This is a genomic window from Macrococcus sp. 19Msa1099 (genome assembly GCA_019357535.2).
GTDB classification, from domain to species: Bacteria; Bacillota; Bacilli; order Staphylococcales; family Staphylococcaceae; genus Macrococcoides; species Macrococcoides psychrotolerans.
This window is the reverse complement of record CP079955.1, coordinates 550,588-564,782: the sequence shown is the minus strand read 5'-3', so window position 1 is coordinate 564,782 and position 14,195 is coordinate 550,588. Positions and strand designations below refer to the sequence as shown.

At 36.4% G+C, this 14,195-nt stretch carries 15 protein-coding genes and 1 pseudogene; 3 read left to right on the top strand and 13 right to left on the bottom strand.

Going from position 1 to position 14,195, the window contains the following annotated elements; translation table 11 throughout:
- Nucleotides 1-156: 156 nt before the first annotated feature.
- The gene (locus KYI10_02965) at nucleotides 157-942 is read right to left on the bottom strand and encodes a TIGR01457 family HAD-type hydrolase (protein QYA33413.1); all 786 of its coding nucleotides are present in this window, start codon (nucleotides 940-942) and stop codon (nucleotides 157-159) included.
- Complete coding sequence (locus KYI10_02960; protein QYA33412.1) at nucleotides 929-1,366, bottom strand: DUF86 domain-containing protein; 438 nt, start codon at nucleotides 1,364-1,366, stop codon at nucleotides 929-931. Before KYI10_02960 ends, KYI10_02965 begins: the two co-directional genes overlap by 14 nt.
- Before the next feature lie 83 nt (nucleotides 1,367-1,449).
- On the opposite strand from KYI10_02960, the gene KYI10_02955 reads away from it, so the two are divergent.
- The gene (locus tag KYI10_02955) at nucleotides 1,450-1,713 is read left to right on the top strand and encodes a DUF3055 domain-containing protein (GenBank protein QYA33411.1); all 264 of its coding nucleotides are present in this window, start codon (nucleotides 1,450-1,452) and stop codon (nucleotides 1,711-1,713) included.
- Between the two features lie 39 nt (nucleotides 1,714-1,752).
- On the opposite strand, the gene KYI10_02950 is transcribed toward KYI10_02955, so the two are convergent.
- The 7 genes and pseudogenes from KYI10_02950 to KYI10_02920 all read right to left on the bottom strand — a co-directional run bounded on the left by KYI10_02950 (nucleotide 1,753) and on the right by KYI10_02920 (nucleotide 8,433).
- Nucleotides 1,753-2,844, bottom strand: a complete 1,092-nt coding sequence (locus tag KYI10_02950) for a serine hydrolase domain-containing protein (protein QYA33410.1) — start codon at nucleotides 2,842-2,844, stop codon at nucleotides 1,753-1,755.
- Nucleotides 2,845-2,905: 61 nt separating this feature from the next.
- Nucleotides 2,906-3,868, bottom strand: coding sequence for a serine hydrolase domain-containing protein (locus KYI10_02945; GenBank protein ID QYA33409.1), 963 nt, complete (start codon nucleotides 3,866-3,868; stop codon nucleotides 2,906-2,908).
- Between the two features lie 240 nt (nucleotides 3,869-4,108).
- Nucleotides 4,109-4,396: pseudogene (locus tag KYI10_12620) on the bottom strand (YutD family protein).
- Between the two features lie 10 nt (nucleotides 4,397-4,406).
- Nucleotides 4,407-5,321, bottom strand: coding sequence for a lipoyl synthase (gene lipA / locus KYI10_02935; GenBank protein QYA33408.1), 915 nt, complete (start codon nucleotides 5,319-5,321; stop codon nucleotides 4,407-4,409).
- Nucleotides 5,322-5,407: 86 nt separating this feature from the next.
- Complete coding sequence (locus KYI10_02930) at nucleotides 5,408-6,724, bottom strand: bifunctional UDP-sugar hydrolase/5'-nucleotidase (protein QYA33407.1); 1,317 nt, start codon at nucleotides 6,722-6,724, stop codon at nucleotides 5,408-5,410.
- 15 nt (nucleotides 6,725-6,739) lie between these two features.
- On the bottom strand, nucleotides 6,740-7,576 hold the full coding sequence (locus tag KYI10_02925; protein QYA33885.2) for a sulfite exporter TauE/SafE family protein: 837 nt from the start codon (nucleotides 7,574-7,576) through the stop codon (nucleotides 6,740-6,742).
- Nucleotides 7,577-7,584: 8 nt separating this feature from the next.
- A complete protein-coding gene (locus KYI10_02920) occupies nucleotides 7,585-8,433 on the bottom strand; it encodes a DUF72 domain-containing protein (GenBank protein ID QYA33406.1) in 849 nt (282 codons plus the stop codon).
- 72 nt (nucleotides 8,434-8,505) lie between these two features.
- Here KYI10_02920 and KYI10_02915 point away from each other — a divergent pair, with 72 nt between their 5' ends.
- Both KYI10_02915 and fetB read left to right on the top strand, forming a co-directional pair.
- Nucleotides 8,506-9,222, top strand: a complete 717-nt coding sequence (locus KYI10_02915; protein QYA33405.1) for a phosphate ABC transporter ATP-binding protein — start codon at nucleotides 8,506-8,508, stop codon at nucleotides 9,220-9,222.
- Nucleotides 9,219-9,980, top strand: a complete 762-nt coding sequence (fetB, locus tag KYI10_02910) for an iron export ABC transporter permease subunit FetB (GenBank protein QYA33404.1) — start codon at nucleotides 9,219-9,221, stop codon at nucleotides 9,978-9,980. Before KYI10_02915 ends, fetB begins: the two co-directional genes overlap by 4 nt.
- Nucleotides 9,981-10,034: 54 nt before the next feature.
- On the opposite strand, the gene KYI10_02905 is transcribed toward fetB, so the two are convergent.
- The 4 genes from KYI10_02905 to KYI10_02890 form a co-directional block, all read right to left on the bottom strand.
- Entirely contained in the window at nucleotides 10,035-10,961 is a 927-nt protein-coding gene (locus KYI10_02905) for a magnesium transporter CorA family protein (protein ID QYA33403.1), read from the bottom strand.
- A 116-nt stretch (nucleotides 10,962-11,077) separates the two neighbouring features.
- Complete coding sequence (gene sufB, locus KYI10_02900) at nucleotides 11,078-12,475, bottom strand: Fe-S cluster assembly protein SufB (GenBank protein ID QYA33402.1); 1,398 nt, start codon at nucleotides 12,473-12,475, stop codon at nucleotides 11,078-11,080.
- Nucleotides 12,476-12,495: 20 nt separating this feature from the next.
- Entirely contained in the window at nucleotides 12,496-12,960 is a 465-nt protein-coding gene (gene sufU / locus KYI10_02895) for a Fe-S cluster assembly sulfur transfer protein SufU (GenBank protein ID QYA33401.1), read from the bottom strand.
- The gene (locus KYI10_02890) at nucleotides 12,950-14,185 is read right to left on the bottom strand and encodes a cysteine desulfurase (protein ID QYA33884.1); all 1,236 of its coding nucleotides are present in this window, start codon (nucleotides 14,183-14,185) and stop codon (nucleotides 12,950-12,952) included. The genes sufU and KYI10_02890 overlap by 11 nt, the downstream gene beginning before the upstream one ends.
- Nucleotides 14,186-14,195: the final 10 nt, after the last annotated feature.

Here is a 14,195-nt window from a genome sequence, read left to right as displayed (position 1 = left end):
ATATTAATAATTTATTTACAATAACTGATATTACTATTTTTTAACTTTAAAATCAATAAATTTCCTGTTCATAATTTGGACACAAAAAAAATACTATGATTTCTCATAGTATTTTTATACTTCTGTTTTCTTCTTTTGATGATTAACACACGTATATTATTCACCAGTTTCGTATATGCGAATAACATCTAATAAGTTTTTAACACTATGCGTTGGCGGAACTTGCTCTGCCATCACCTGTTCATAAGTGCTGACTCCTGTTTGAACATGTAATGTATCTATCCCTGCATTGATACCACTCATAATGTCTGTCATATATAAATCACCGATCATTACGAGTTCTTCTTTCGGTAATTGCATCATATCTACTGCTTTATTCATAATTGTTTCCATGGGTTTACCGATAAACTTAGGTTCTATACCCGTTGATACAGAGACCACACTCGTTAAAGCTCCATTCCCTGGTAAAAATCCACGTTCTGTCGGAATAGACGTATCTGGATTTGTCGAAATAAATCGAGCTCCATTACGCACAGCAAGACATGCTTTAGATAATTTTTCATAGTTGATGTCTACATCTAGGCCAATAACGACATAATCCACATGAATATCATCTGTAATAACAAGCTGTTCATCTTGTAATGCTTGTCTGATTCCAGTACCACCAATAACATAGACACTTGCACCTGGATGTTCTTCTGCGATATAACTTGCTGTTGCCATTGCACTTGTGACAACATTATCAGGCGTTGCGATAAATCCCATATCCGTTAATTTCTCAGCAACCTCATCCGGACGTTTCGATGCGTTATTTGTAACAAAGAGATAGGGTAGATTATTATTCGACAAATATTCGATAAATTCCTTTGCACCTTCTATAACGCGTGTGCCAGCGTACATCGTTCCATCTAAATCTAACAGATAACCTTTATACTTCTTCAACTTTTCCACCCTTTCCAAATGCTGATACTGGTCCTAATTCATTTTCGATAAATGTATCCACATTTGCTTTAAACTGTTTATAGCTTGCAATATTCTCCATAAATACACGCTTCACTTCATTGTGATCAATATTAATATAATCACGTACAAACCATTGTCTTAAATACAATGTATCGCGCATCATCTGCGCATCTTGTGCAGGAATTACTTGTTCCATTTCAAGGATATCCAATACATCTTTATAACTTCCTGGATCTCGCATAATAAATCCATCGATAATCATATTTCCTACATCTACAACACTCTCAATCAACATATGCGCAATACGCTCGAGTGCGTATCCTTCACTCTCTTCTAACACTTGTGATAATTGATTGATATACGCTAACTTTAATGTGAGTTCTTCTCTATCTACGAAATACATACCATCGCCTCCACTTCTCAGTTTATCAAATTTTGTATTCCGCTGCACTTCAATGTATACTATTCTTAAATGAGGTGAAGAAAATGATAGATATGTTCTTATATGATGATGAAGAACAAGCCAAAGTCAGATTCGTCAGCTTTGTTGGCGATAGCCGACATGATTTGACTTTAATTCAAACTGACCGACATTACGGTAAGACCATTGTATTAAATACACAATCAAACAAATTCGGTATTATTGGTCGAGATGATCTGGATGAACCTGGCTATATTGAACACGTACTTGGTGTCAATGAAAGTGATGCAGAAGAAATAAAGAGCTTTTTATATGAGGTCATTCTATAAAAAGCGATAATGATTATTATAATAATCATTATCGCTTTTTTATTTTAGTAGACTATAAATCTGTTGTGCCAATTTCTCATTATTAGGAATTTCATTTTGTGTTAGTTTGTTAGTAGCAACGACGACGACCTTGTTATGATTAAACAGGCTGACAAAATCTATCCCAAAGAAGTATCCACGCGAACGGTAATATTCTTTTTTTAAGGACATACCATATCTATATTTAGAATGTATATTAAAAATCATGGGCTTCGATATTGAATCTAATTGTGACTTACTTAACACTCTATATTGCATCACATCATTCAATAAAATTCCCATATCTTTCGGAGACATATAAATATTCCCTGCACCATAAAATTTATCCAAGCCCGTTGGCTCTATCGCTTTCCAATTATGATTCACATACTTTAATCCTTTAACAAAATAAGGGCTTAATTTTTCGTCATCAAAAAAACTTGATTCTTTTAAATGATATTTCTTAAATATACGCTGTTCAACATTTTGCTGATAAGATTTTCCTGTGACATTTTCTATCACCTTTGCAAGTAAAATATAATTTGCATCATTATATAAATATGATCCATGAGGAACTTGGCCAAGACCTGTCGCATTTATATTATCAACTGATGCATCTAATCCATGATAATCTCCATGAGATGCATACTTCACTAACCCCGAGCGATGTAATATTAAATCTTTTATTTTAATATTTGGATATTTGAAATTTGGAATGTATTGTTTAACAGGTACATCAACATTAATTATCCTATCATCAACAAGTTGCTTTGTAATAATCCCGGTTATTAATTTTTGGCAAGAACCAATTAAATACATGCTATTCTCGTCAAATTTTTCAGTCTGATCAGCACCTTTAAATCCATAAGACTGATCTAACAATGTATCATTATTGTAAGCAACAAATACACTTCCATTAAAGTGATTTTTCTTTATCAATTGATCTACTTGTATTTTTAATGTATCATTTTGATTCGTTTTAACTATGTTTGTTTGAACACCTGTATTTTGTTTACCTCTTGCTTCATGTCCTTCATTATTTTTTCCTGTTAATTCATAAATTAATGCTGCCCATAATCCAATGATTAGCAACAAAACGATTAGCTTTCTCATAAATACCTCTTTGACAATGTGATATGTAGAATTTATAACTTTTATTTATAATTGTCAATTATTAGCAATATTCATTTGAATTGAGTATATTTAATAGTATTGTTTCTGCTTGATATACATTGCTTTCCCTATTGGATGCCACACAAATAAACGATTTTGCATTAAAATAAACAACAACATCATGTGCATATAAAGAGCCTCTTAATCTTAAATAATTATCTCTTAAAGAAATCCCACTTCTGTACTTTTGATTTTTATATCGATGAGGTGCTAGTATGAACTCTGTTTTTGGTTTATTGAAGATAAGATGGTTAGCGAATAGATGACTAAGTATATCAATATCCTTCAGTGACATATACATATTTCCTGCTCCATAGTACTTATCAAGATCATTATGCCAATCTTCAATAAGTACACTACCAAATTGATGAAGGCCCGTCGTTGCATCGGTAACTTCATCATAAAAGCAACTATGCGCAAGCTGATATTTGTCGATAATTCTGTCATAAACTACCGTTCTATACGTCTGATTTTCGACAATTTCGATTAGTTTTGCGAGTAATATATAGTTTGCATCGTTATAATCAAATTTATGAAATGGTAGTTTAGCACCCGATGCTTGAATCATATTTACGGATTGATCAAGTCCATAAAAATTGTGATGTACCTTATACGGACTAAGTCCACTAATATGAAGTAATAAGTCTTCAATCGTAATAAAATCAGGTAAACCGTTAATATATTTAACAATCTTATCCATTCTACGGATTTTACCTTCATCTATCAGTTGTTCAATGATAATACCCGTAATAAATTTTTGTATAGATGCTGTTAAAAATTGTGTATCGTATGTTATCGGATCCTGGTTTAAGTTTTTATATCCATAGCTTTGATGTAAGATACCTTTTCCTTCATGACTTATTCGAATTTGTCCATTAAAGTTTAGACCATGTAAATATTTATCTATTGCAGTGTAAGATATATTACGGTTACGATTAAATAAAAATTCAAAGGCTATTTTCATTACGCTCTCCTAAAAAAACCGAAAAGCATATGCTTTTCGGTCTAGTATAATAAATTCAATTTATTTCTGAAAATATTTGAAGGTCTTATCTTTATGCTCAGTTGGCTCTTCTTGCTCATTCTGCTGTTGTTTTTCAACTTGTGTCTGTTTCTCTAGTTGAACAGGCACCTCTGACTCAGCACGCTTTGTGTCATCTTGTTGTGATGTATTCGCTGCAATCACAACCTCAGCACCGAAATGCTTTACAACTTCTTGTTCATTCAGTCTTCTCAGAACAAAATATGCACATCCAAAGTTGCAGTACTCAAGTAAATAATCCTGGATTGTAGAGAACCTTTTATTTACTTCCGAGCCCTTTTTATTATCTTCAAAGAAACCACGTAGCCTGAGCTGTTCGAATCCTATATCGCCAACAATATAAGGATAGCGATCTAATATTTCTGAATATCGATGGTCAAACATTTCCTGATTGAATGCTTCTCGATAATTCTCAATGACTTCAAAATAATGTCGTCCAGTCTGTATAATCATAGCGCACCTACTTACTAGAAAGCTCACCTAAACGATGTTTTTCTTTCGCAGCTTCATTTACTTGTTCATCTGCATGATATGAACTTCTCACCATTGGTCCTGCCTGGCAGTGTTTGAATCCTTTTTCCATCGCTACTTTACGTAACTTACCGAATTCAAGCGGTGTATAATATTTTTGGACCTTAAGGTGTTTACGGCTTGGCTGAAGGTACTGACCGATTGTCATAATATCTACGTCATTTGCACGCAAATCATCCATCACTTCGTAGATTTCTTCTGTTGTTTCTCCAAGTCCAACCATTAAACTCGATTTTGTCGGGATATCTGGATATAGTTCTTTAGAACGTCGTAATACTTCAAGAGAACGGTCATACGTTGCACGCGCACGAACTCTTGGCGTAAGGCGTCTTACCGTTTCAATATTATGGTTTAAGATATCTGGTTTTGCTGCCATCAACGTTTCCCAGTTCTCAATGCTGCCACCCATATCAGATGGTAATACTTCAATTGTTGTATATGGATTGACTTCACGTACTTGACGAATTGTTTCCGCATAAACATGTGCACCACCGTCTTTTAGGTCATCACGAGCAACTGCTGTGATAACGACGTGCTTTAGATTCATTAGACGAACAGATTCTGCAACACGTTCTGGTTCGTTTAAGTCAAGTTCATTCGGCAATCCTGTCTTAACTGCACAGAAACGACATGCACGTGTACAGATTGCACCTAATATCATGATTGTCGCAGTCTTTCTTTCACCCCAGCATTCATGGATATTCGGACATTTTGCTTCTTCACATACTGTATTTAAATTGTGCTCGCGCATCATTTTTTTTAGACCAGTGTAACTTTTATTAGTATTTAATTTTATCTTTAGCCATTCGGGTTTTCTTAGTATTTCTTCATTTTTTGTAGCCAAACTAATCCCTCCAAAATTCTGATGATTTCATTATAACATATATGTAAGATGCCATTATTGTCAAATTTATAAACTCAGCATGTGTATTATATTTTTTTCACTGCTGTTTCCATAATATCACGTAAAAATTCTGGCATATAATAGCGCTTTTCATTTTGCGTAAACTGAGGAAAGAATCTTCCGAAAGTATACATATCGAGTGTCGCTAAATAATATTTCTTATGATTATCTATTTCCTCTGTACCAATGAAATAGCGTTGCTGTGACTGTATATAACCAATATTCTTCCATACATACATTCCAAAGATATCCCCTCTGAATCCGAAACCTTTGACAATGTCATCGCGGTAATCATGCAGCATACTCATATTGATAATTTCTTTTAGTTCACGTCCTGAGAGCGTAATCTTAACTGGGTTAATCGGGTGTGGCAGCATCGTATGTAAATCGAAATATGAAAAACCTCTACCTTCAAATCCTTTTACAATAAGACCAGAATTAATCAGAGCACAGTCCCCACCTGTGAAATCCATCAAAGCTTGTGAGAGCAGATCTGTTGTATAGGATGCACTGTAAAGGCGTCTCGGCAAATCCAGCTGCTTGTCTGAAACTTTTTGGCTGAGCAGCGCTGCACCTGCTTCAAAGAAGTCTTCTCCTGTTGGTCTGAGGTCGTTCGTATCAATCAACCTTGCACTTTTACGGATAAGCTTTCGCCCTTCAAATATTAAAGTCATCTCTCCGATGTACTCACCATATCTACCAGCAGCACCGATAAGTACATCATTTACAACTTCTCCTTGCTGGAAGAAATGATGTGTATGTGCACCTAGTATAATATCAATTTGCGGACAAGCTTCAGCAAGCTGTCGATCAAAGAACTTTCCGAGATGGCTCAGAATAATCACGACATCTACATGTTCATGAATGCGATGTACTTCACGAATAATGGCAGACATCGGATCCGTAACCTCCCAGCCTAGCGCTTTATAAAAAGGTGTAAATTCAGCTGTAGCACCGATGATACCATAAGTGATTCCTTGTCTTTCCATAATAACGGATGTGCGAATGTTTTCTGGAAGATTGCCTTGTTCATCAAATAGATTACAGCATGTAATTTCGAACCGTGCATCTTGATAAAGTTGATTGAACGCATCATGATCGAGCGTGATTCCCTCATTATTTCCGATCGTCACTACATCTACTTGTGCATCATTCAGTAATTCTATATTCGCTTTTCCTAATGTTGCCTCAGTCAGCGGATGACTTCTGTCCACATGATCCCCCAGGTCAAAATAAATCATATCTGTGTGTTCTTCACGTCTATCATTGAGATAACGACTAATTTTATGATAGTTGGATAAATAGCTATGTATATCGTTCGTATGAAATAATTTCACTTCCATGTCGCTTCACCTCTCTTAGCTTATCGTACTCTTAATTATTAAATATATTCCTAACAGCATCAAGATTACTCTGAGCATCATAACGACCGTTGAGGATTTCATTGATTTATTGATACGTACACCGATACGTGCGCCAACATAGCTGGCAGCAATCAAGATGAGTGCATAGGGCCATATAATATTACCTTGAGCGATATGACTCACTGCTCCTGTCACACTAGACACAAAAATCATAATCATACTTGTACCTACTGCAATATGAGGCGGAAATCTAAAGATAATGATCATCAAAGGGGTCATCAGGGCACCACCACCAATGCCGAATAACCCTGTCAGACAACCTACGAAGAAAGTCGCAATTACAGCCGGAACAGGTGCAATGCTATAATGATATGTCACACCTTCCTTGTCCGTAAATGTCTTCTCATGTGCTTTATTCTGAAAAAGTCTTATCGGTTTTATCTTATCTCTCACCAAAAGAACAATACTCATGATAATGAGAAATATTCCAAAGTATAGATTGAAGCTATGTAATGTTAAATACTTACTTAAATGTGCACCAATTAATGCACCAGGAATGATACCGATCATAAAGATGACTGCGTTCTTCAGATCTGCCTGTTTATTCTTCATATATCCAATTGCAGCGGTCAGTCCAGTAGAGATTAAAATCACTGTAGAAGTCCCGATTGCCTTTTGCGGTGTAATACCATCAATAATCCCAGCATCCATCCCAAGATATATGAGTGCAGGAACAATGATTATACCGCCACCAATTCCAACGATAGCGCCGATAATACTTGAGAATAAACCGAGAATAATTAATATAATAATTGCTTGAATTGTCATCATGTCACTTCCTAAAATAATTTCAGCTGTTTATGATTCAGCCCTGTATATTCAATACCTAATAACTCACATATCTGTTTAGCATTTTTAGCTGCATGACCCCCGGAATTATTGTTGAATAGACAATAGACGTCTTTCGCTTTATGATCTAGTATCTTTAGCGATTGTGCAATGTGCTTGAGTTCCGTCTCATTATAATCGTACAAATATCTGACATCTCGCCATTCATCATCTGTTAAGTCTTTCTTTGTCCATCCAGCAATATTTCTTCCGTGAAGTCGCATCAACGCTGTATTTGAAGTAACTCTATTGACGAAAGGAATAGAGCCATGCCCCGCCTGGGGTTCATCACACACAGAATGCATCAGTTCATGTTCATAAAGAAACTGTAACGTATGCTCTTTCATATCATCTGTAAACCAGCTATCATTTCTAAACTCGATACAGAGTGGAAATGGTTTAAGGTGTTGTTTTAAATAGATGATATAGTTAATATTAATAGTAGAACATTCATACCAAGGTGGAAACTGAATTAATATACAACCGAGCTTTCCCGCTGCAAAGAGTGGCTGAATCATCTGTTTGTACTGGCGGATCAGTTCTTCTTTATTGGCAGCAAACTTGCTGATATCATTATGTCCTGTTAATGCCTGATGAATCTTCACGATAAACTTAAAGTTGTCCGGCGTCTCACTGATCCATTTACGAATATTACGTTCCGGCTGCAGTGAATAGTACGTCGCATCTAATTCAACGATGGGAAAATGTGCAGCATAGTTAAAAAGCTTCTCTGATTTATTCGTTAAATCTTCATATAATAAATCGTGGTCGCCCCATCCTGTTAATCCAATATATATCATATCATCACCCATTTACAATCTTATCATAAAGTAAGGAAAACGATGAGAAAACTGAACTAAGAAGGAGCACTTATGACTGATATCAAATTAGAACATATCAACTTTTCTGTTGATAATAAACAAATCTTAAAAGACATTACGACAACCTTTCATTCAGGTAAGATTACAGCACTTATCGGACCCTCTGGAGCGGGCAAAACAACATTGCTGAAACTGATCAATGGTCTGAGAAGTCCGGATTCCGGTAATATCTATATCGGTGAAAAAGAGATTCAATCATTCGACCTTATCAAGCTGAAGCAGCAGATTGGAATGGCACTTCAAAGCGCACCGATGATTCAAGGGACAGTATATGACAACCTTAATCTACCGCGCTCGATTTTCGGGGACACGCTTGATGAACATAAAGCAATGGAACTGCTGGATCAGGTAAATCTGGAGACAACGGAGCTAACGACTGATGTTAAATCATTATCTGGCGGACAAAGGCAACGTCTATCGATTGCCAGAACGCTTGTTAATCAACCGGAAGTATTATTACTGGATGAGATTACGTCTAGTCTGGATCCAAGAAGCGTCAAGGAAGCAGAAGCCCTCATACGCAAAATCTGTGTTCAGTTCGGTGTGACCATTATATGGATTACGCATGATGTAGAACAGGCAAAACGCATCACAGATGATTACTGTATGTTAAAGGATGGACAATTTATCGTAGCAGGCCATTCTTCAGAACTAGAAACGACAGAACATCCTGTATTAAAAGCATTCTTGAAAGGAGAAATAGAATGACACTTTTTCAAATTTCACTCGCATTTATATTTGTAATTATACCGTTAGTGATGAGCGCTGTGCTCAAGCTAGGTCTTGAGAAAGATGTTATCATCGCTGCAGTACGAAGTACAATCCAGCTGATGATTGTAGGATATATATTGACCTTTGTCTTTGAAGGCAATCATCCTATTTATATGTTTTTAATGATCTTACTTATGATCGTAGCAGCAACTCAGAACATCATTAAAAAAGGACAAGGAATCAGAGGAATCACCTGGAAAATTGTCCTTACGCTTATCGTTGTGGAAGTATTGACAATCGGTATTCTGACGGGATTTCGTATTATTCCATTTGAACCAAGATATGTTATACCGATCAGTGGAATGATGATTGGTAATGCGATGGTGCTTTCACTTTTATTCTTAAATCGTTTCTTAAGTGAATTGGACCAGAATGACGAACAGATTGAATTAATCCTGTCACTTGGGGGTACTCCAAAACAAGCAATTCACAGAGTATTGATGACAAGCATTAAAAATTCGATGATACCAACAATCGAAAGCACAAAGACGATGGGACTCGTTCAGCTTCCTGGTATGATGAGTGGCCAGATTATCGGGGGAGCTGATCCTCTTGTTGCCGCACAGCTACAGCTTATAATAATCTTCCTGTTAATGACTGCAGCAACGTTATCAAGTGTCCTTGTCGGATTCTTAAGCTATCCAACCTTATTTAATGACCGTGAGCAATACATAGGCAAATATTCAAAATCGTAATCTATATTGCTTATGCAGAATTTATAAAAGGTCGAGACATAGAGTCTCGACCTTTTATTTAAACATTTTCCTTTTATAGAGTGTGATAAACGTTACAAGCATTAACGTTAATGCCACACCAATTGTTCCATACCAAGTTAGTTTCGGTAAATCTACATTCATTCCGAAGAAGCTGAACACAAGTGTCGGAAGCGTTAAAAATACTGTAAACAGTGTTAATATCCGCATAATATTATTCATTTCATTCGCAATTAATGATGAATAAGATCCTGTAATACTTTCTAATATGCGTGTATAAAGCTCTGTCGTATTTAAGGCCTGTGTATTCTCAATCATTAAATCTTCTAGCAATTCTTTATCTTCTTCGTAAAGTTTAAGTGAACGTGATCTGAATATTTTTTTTATCGTATCTCCATTTGCAGTAAGTGACGTCAAGAAATAGACTAAACTTTTCTCAATCTCCATTAATTCATACAGCTGCTTATTCGTTAAGGAGTGTCTTAAGTTTGCTTCAATCTTAATACGCTCACGATTTATCTTCTTCAATGTGTTATTATATTTCGTTGCAACTGTAAGCATCACTTCTAGCAAGAATCGAGATTTCATCCGAAGATCAAAGGTCAGATTCACAATCTTATTGAATAGATCGTTTTCTCTTGAACAAATCGTTATAATATAACCTTTGCTTAATATGATACCGATAGGCACTGTAATATACGATTCTGTCTGCCTTATATTCTTATCCAGTACCGGAAAATCCGTTATCACTAATGTACTGTTAGAATCTTCATCATATTCTATACGTGCCCCTTCCTCTGGATCAAGTGGATCCTCGAGAAACTCTATAGGAACTTCAAATGCTTCAGCAACTTCTTCCATTTCTTCACGGGAAGGCATGACAAGATTAACCCAGTTATTCAGTTGATACTTCTCTGTTTTAATAATTGTGCCTTCTTCTGAATTAATATATGTAGTAATCATTTGCCCACCTCCGTGATATCAACATTAAAATCTTATAATAACTTCCATTTAAAATCTATAGATAATTAGAAAAAATAAAAAAGATTGGGTTACCCCAATCTTTTTATATGTGAAGATTATCCAATCGAGCCTTCCATCTCAAACTTGATCAAACGGTTCATCTCAACTGCATATTCCATCGGTAATTCTTTCGTGAATGGCTCAATGAAGCCCATTACGATCATTTCAGTCGCTTCTTCTTCAGATATACCACGACTCATTAAATAGAATAGTTGTTCTTCAGATACTTTTGAAACTTTAGCTTCATGCTCTAATGAAATGTTATCGTTTAACATTTCATTATATGGAATTGTATCTGATGTTGACTCGTTATCCATAATTAATGTATCACATTCGATGTTTGAACGTGCACCCGTCGCTTTACGTCCGAAGTGAACGATACCACGGTATACTACTTTACCACCTTGTTTTGAAATTGATTTCGAAACAATTGTAGAAGAAGTATTCGGTGCCATATGCATCATCTTCGCTCCAGCATCCTGAACTTGTCCTTTACCTGCTAAAGCAATAGATAATGTCATACCACGTGCACCTTCACCTAGTAGGTAACATGCTGGATATTTCATCGTAAGTTTAGAACCGATGTTCCCATCAATCCATTCCATCGTTCCATTCTCATAGACGAAAGTACGTTTCGTAACTAAGTTGAATACGTTGTTCGCCCAGTTTTGAATTGTTGTATAACGGCAGTAAGCATCTTTTTTAACGATAATTTCAACGACTGCTGAGTGCAATGAATTCGTCGTATAAACGGGTGCTGTACAACCTTCAACGTAATGTACACTTGCCCCTTCGTCAACAATGATTAATGTACGTTCAAATTGTCCCATATTTTCAGAGTTAATACGGAAGTAAGCTTGTAGCGGCGTTTCAAGTTTAACGTTTTTAGGTACATAGATAAACGATCCACCAGACCATACTGCTGAGTTTAATGCAGAGAACTTATTATCTGCAGGTGGAATTACTGACGCAAAGTGTTCTTTAAAGATATCTTCGTTTTCACGTAATGCTGAATCTGTATCTTTAAAGATAATCCCTTGGTCTTCAAGGTCTTCTTGCATATTGTGATATACAACTTCTGATTCATATTGTGCTGATACCCCTGCAAGATACTTCTGTTCAGCTTCTGGAATACCTAATTTATCAAATGTCTGTTTAATTTCTTCAGGTACTTCATCCCATGAACGCTCTGTATGTTCAGATGGTTTTACGTAATACGTAATTTCATCGAAGTTAAGTTCTGATAGATCTCCACCCCATGTAGGCATTGGCATCTTATAGAACTGCTTTAATGATTTTAAGCGGAAATCTAGCATCCACTGTGGTTCTTCTTTCATCTTTGAAATTTCACGTACAATATCCTCTGTTAATCCTCTTTCTGAACGGAAAATCGATACGTCTTTATCGTGGAAACCATATTTGTAATCTCCAACTTCAGGTGCTTTTTTAGCCAATTGACGTCACTCCTTTTATTTTATTCATCTATTTCTTCACTGACATGTGTATCATTGTTTTCTTTCGTGCCACGTTCCAATGCTTTCCAGGCAAGTGTCGCACATTTAATACGTGCAGGGAACTTCGCCACACCAGAAAGCGCTTCGATGTCTCCAGCACTTTCATCAAATGTATAGTCTTCTCCAAGCATCATCTTAGAGAATTCTTCTCCCATTCCAAGTGCTTCACTTACTGATTTCCCTTTAATGGCTTCTGTCATCATCGAAGCACTTGACATTGAGATAGAACACCCTTCACCTTCAAACTTCACATCTTTAACGATATCATCGACTACATCTAAAGTTAAACGAATTCTATCCCCACAAGTGGGGTTATTCATATCAATCGTTAATGTACCATCTTCAATAATCCCTTTGTTACGAGGATTCTTATAATGGTCCATAATAACTGAACGATATAGCTGATCCAAATTATTAAAACTCATAACTGAAAAACTCCTTCGTTTCTTTTAAACTTGTTACTAGCTGATCGATTTCTTCTTTTGTGTTATAGATGTAGAAACTTGCACGTGCAGTTGATGACTGACCTAACCATTTCATAAGAGGTTGAGCACAGTGATGTCCCGCACGGATGGCGATACCATGACTATCTAAAGCGGTTGCTAAGTCATGTGGATGCACGCCTTCAAGATTAAAAGTAATAAGACCTGCACGTTTATCAGCGGTCGGGCCATAAATTTCAAGTCCTTCGATTGCTGACATCTGTTCGTAAGCATAAGCTGTTAACTCATGTTCATATTCTAGAATGTTATCTAAACCAATAGATTCTAAATATTTAATGGCTTCCGCTAAGCCAACTGCTTCTGCAATAAGCGGTGTCCCTGCTTCGAACTTCGTCGGCAGTTCTGTCCATGTTGAGTCTTGTAATCCAACAAAATCAATCATGTCTCCACCAAATTCAATCGGTTCCATCTTATCAAGTAATGCTTTCTTACCATATAACACACCGATTCCTGTCGGGCCACACATCTTGTGTCCACTAAAAGCAAAGAAATCACATCCAAGCGCCTGGACATCAACTTTCATATGGGGAACAGACTGTGCACCATCAACGACCATATAGGCACCTTGTGCATGTACAAGTTCTGTGATAGCCTTTATATCATTAATTGTTCCTAATACATTAGAAACATGGGCTATCGATACAATCTTCGTTTTATCTGTCAATGCGTCTTTAACGGAATCTAGAGAAATCGTACCGTCTTCGTTTAGTGGAATATATTTCAGTACTGCACCTTTACGCTTTGCAAGCTGTTGCCAAGGTACTAGGTTTGCATGGTGTTCCATCTCAGTAATGAGAATTTCATCACCAGCTTCGATTATGCGATCGCCAAAACTCTGAGCAACAAGATTGAGCGCTGTCGTTGTCCCACGTGTGAAAATAATTTCTTCGAAGTACTTTGCATTGATGAAGTTACGAACGGTCTCACGTGCCCCTTCGTAACCATCCGTTGCACGAGTCCCAAGTGTATGCACACCACGGTGAACGTTTGCGTTCATATGCGTATAATATTCTACTGTTTTATCGATGACGCTCTTTGGTTTCTGACTCGTTGCAGAAGAATCAAGATAAACGAGTGGTCTATCATTGACCACTTCTGAAAGAATCGGAAAATCTTTACGAATTGCTTGTATATTTAAATTGGTCACACTATCAAGA

Excerpts from the sequence above, each read along its gene's own strand:
- KYI10_02930 (QYA33407.1), bottom strand. The coding sequence starts at position 6,724 with ATGGAAGTGAAATTATTTCATACGAACGATATACATAGCTATTTATCC.
- KYI10_02960 (QYA33412.1), bottom strand. The coding sequence starts at position 1,366 with ATGTATTTCGTAGATAGAGAAGAACTCACATTAAAGTTAGCGTATATC.
- KYI10_02905 (QYA33403.1), bottom strand. The coding sequence starts at position 10,961 with ATGATTACTACATATATTAATTCAGAAGAAGGCACAATTATTAAAACA.
- KYI10_02920 (QYA33406.1), bottom strand. The coding sequence starts at position 8,433 with ATGATATATATTGGATTAACAGGATGGGGCGACCACGATTTATTATAT.
- KYI10_02955 (QYA33411.1), top strand. The coding sequence starts at position 1,450 with ATGATAGATATGTTCTTATATGATGATGAAGAACAAGCCAAAGTCAGA.
- sufU (QYA33401.1), bottom strand. The coding sequence starts at position 12,960 with ATGAGTTTTAATAATTTGGATCAGCTATATCGTTCAGTTATTATGGAC.
- KYI10_02945 (QYA33409.1), bottom strand. The coding sequence starts at position 3,868 with ATGAAAATAGCCTTTGAATTTTTATTTAATCGTAACCGTAATATATCT.
- KYI10_02915 (QYA33405.1), top strand. The coding sequence starts at position 8,506 with ATGACTGATATCAAATTAGAACATATCAACTTTTCTGTTGATAATAAA.
- KYI10_02925 (QYA33885.2), bottom strand. The coding sequence starts at position 7,576 with ATGATGACAATTCAAGCAATTATTATATTAATTATTCTCGGTTTATTC.
- fetB (QYA33404.1), top strand. The coding sequence starts at position 9,219 with ATGACACTTTTTCAAATTTCACTCGCATTTATATTTGTAATTATACCG.
- KYI10_02950 (QYA33410.1), bottom strand. The coding sequence starts at position 2,844 with ATGAGAAAGCTAATCGTTTTGTTGCTAATCATTGGATTATGGGCAGCA.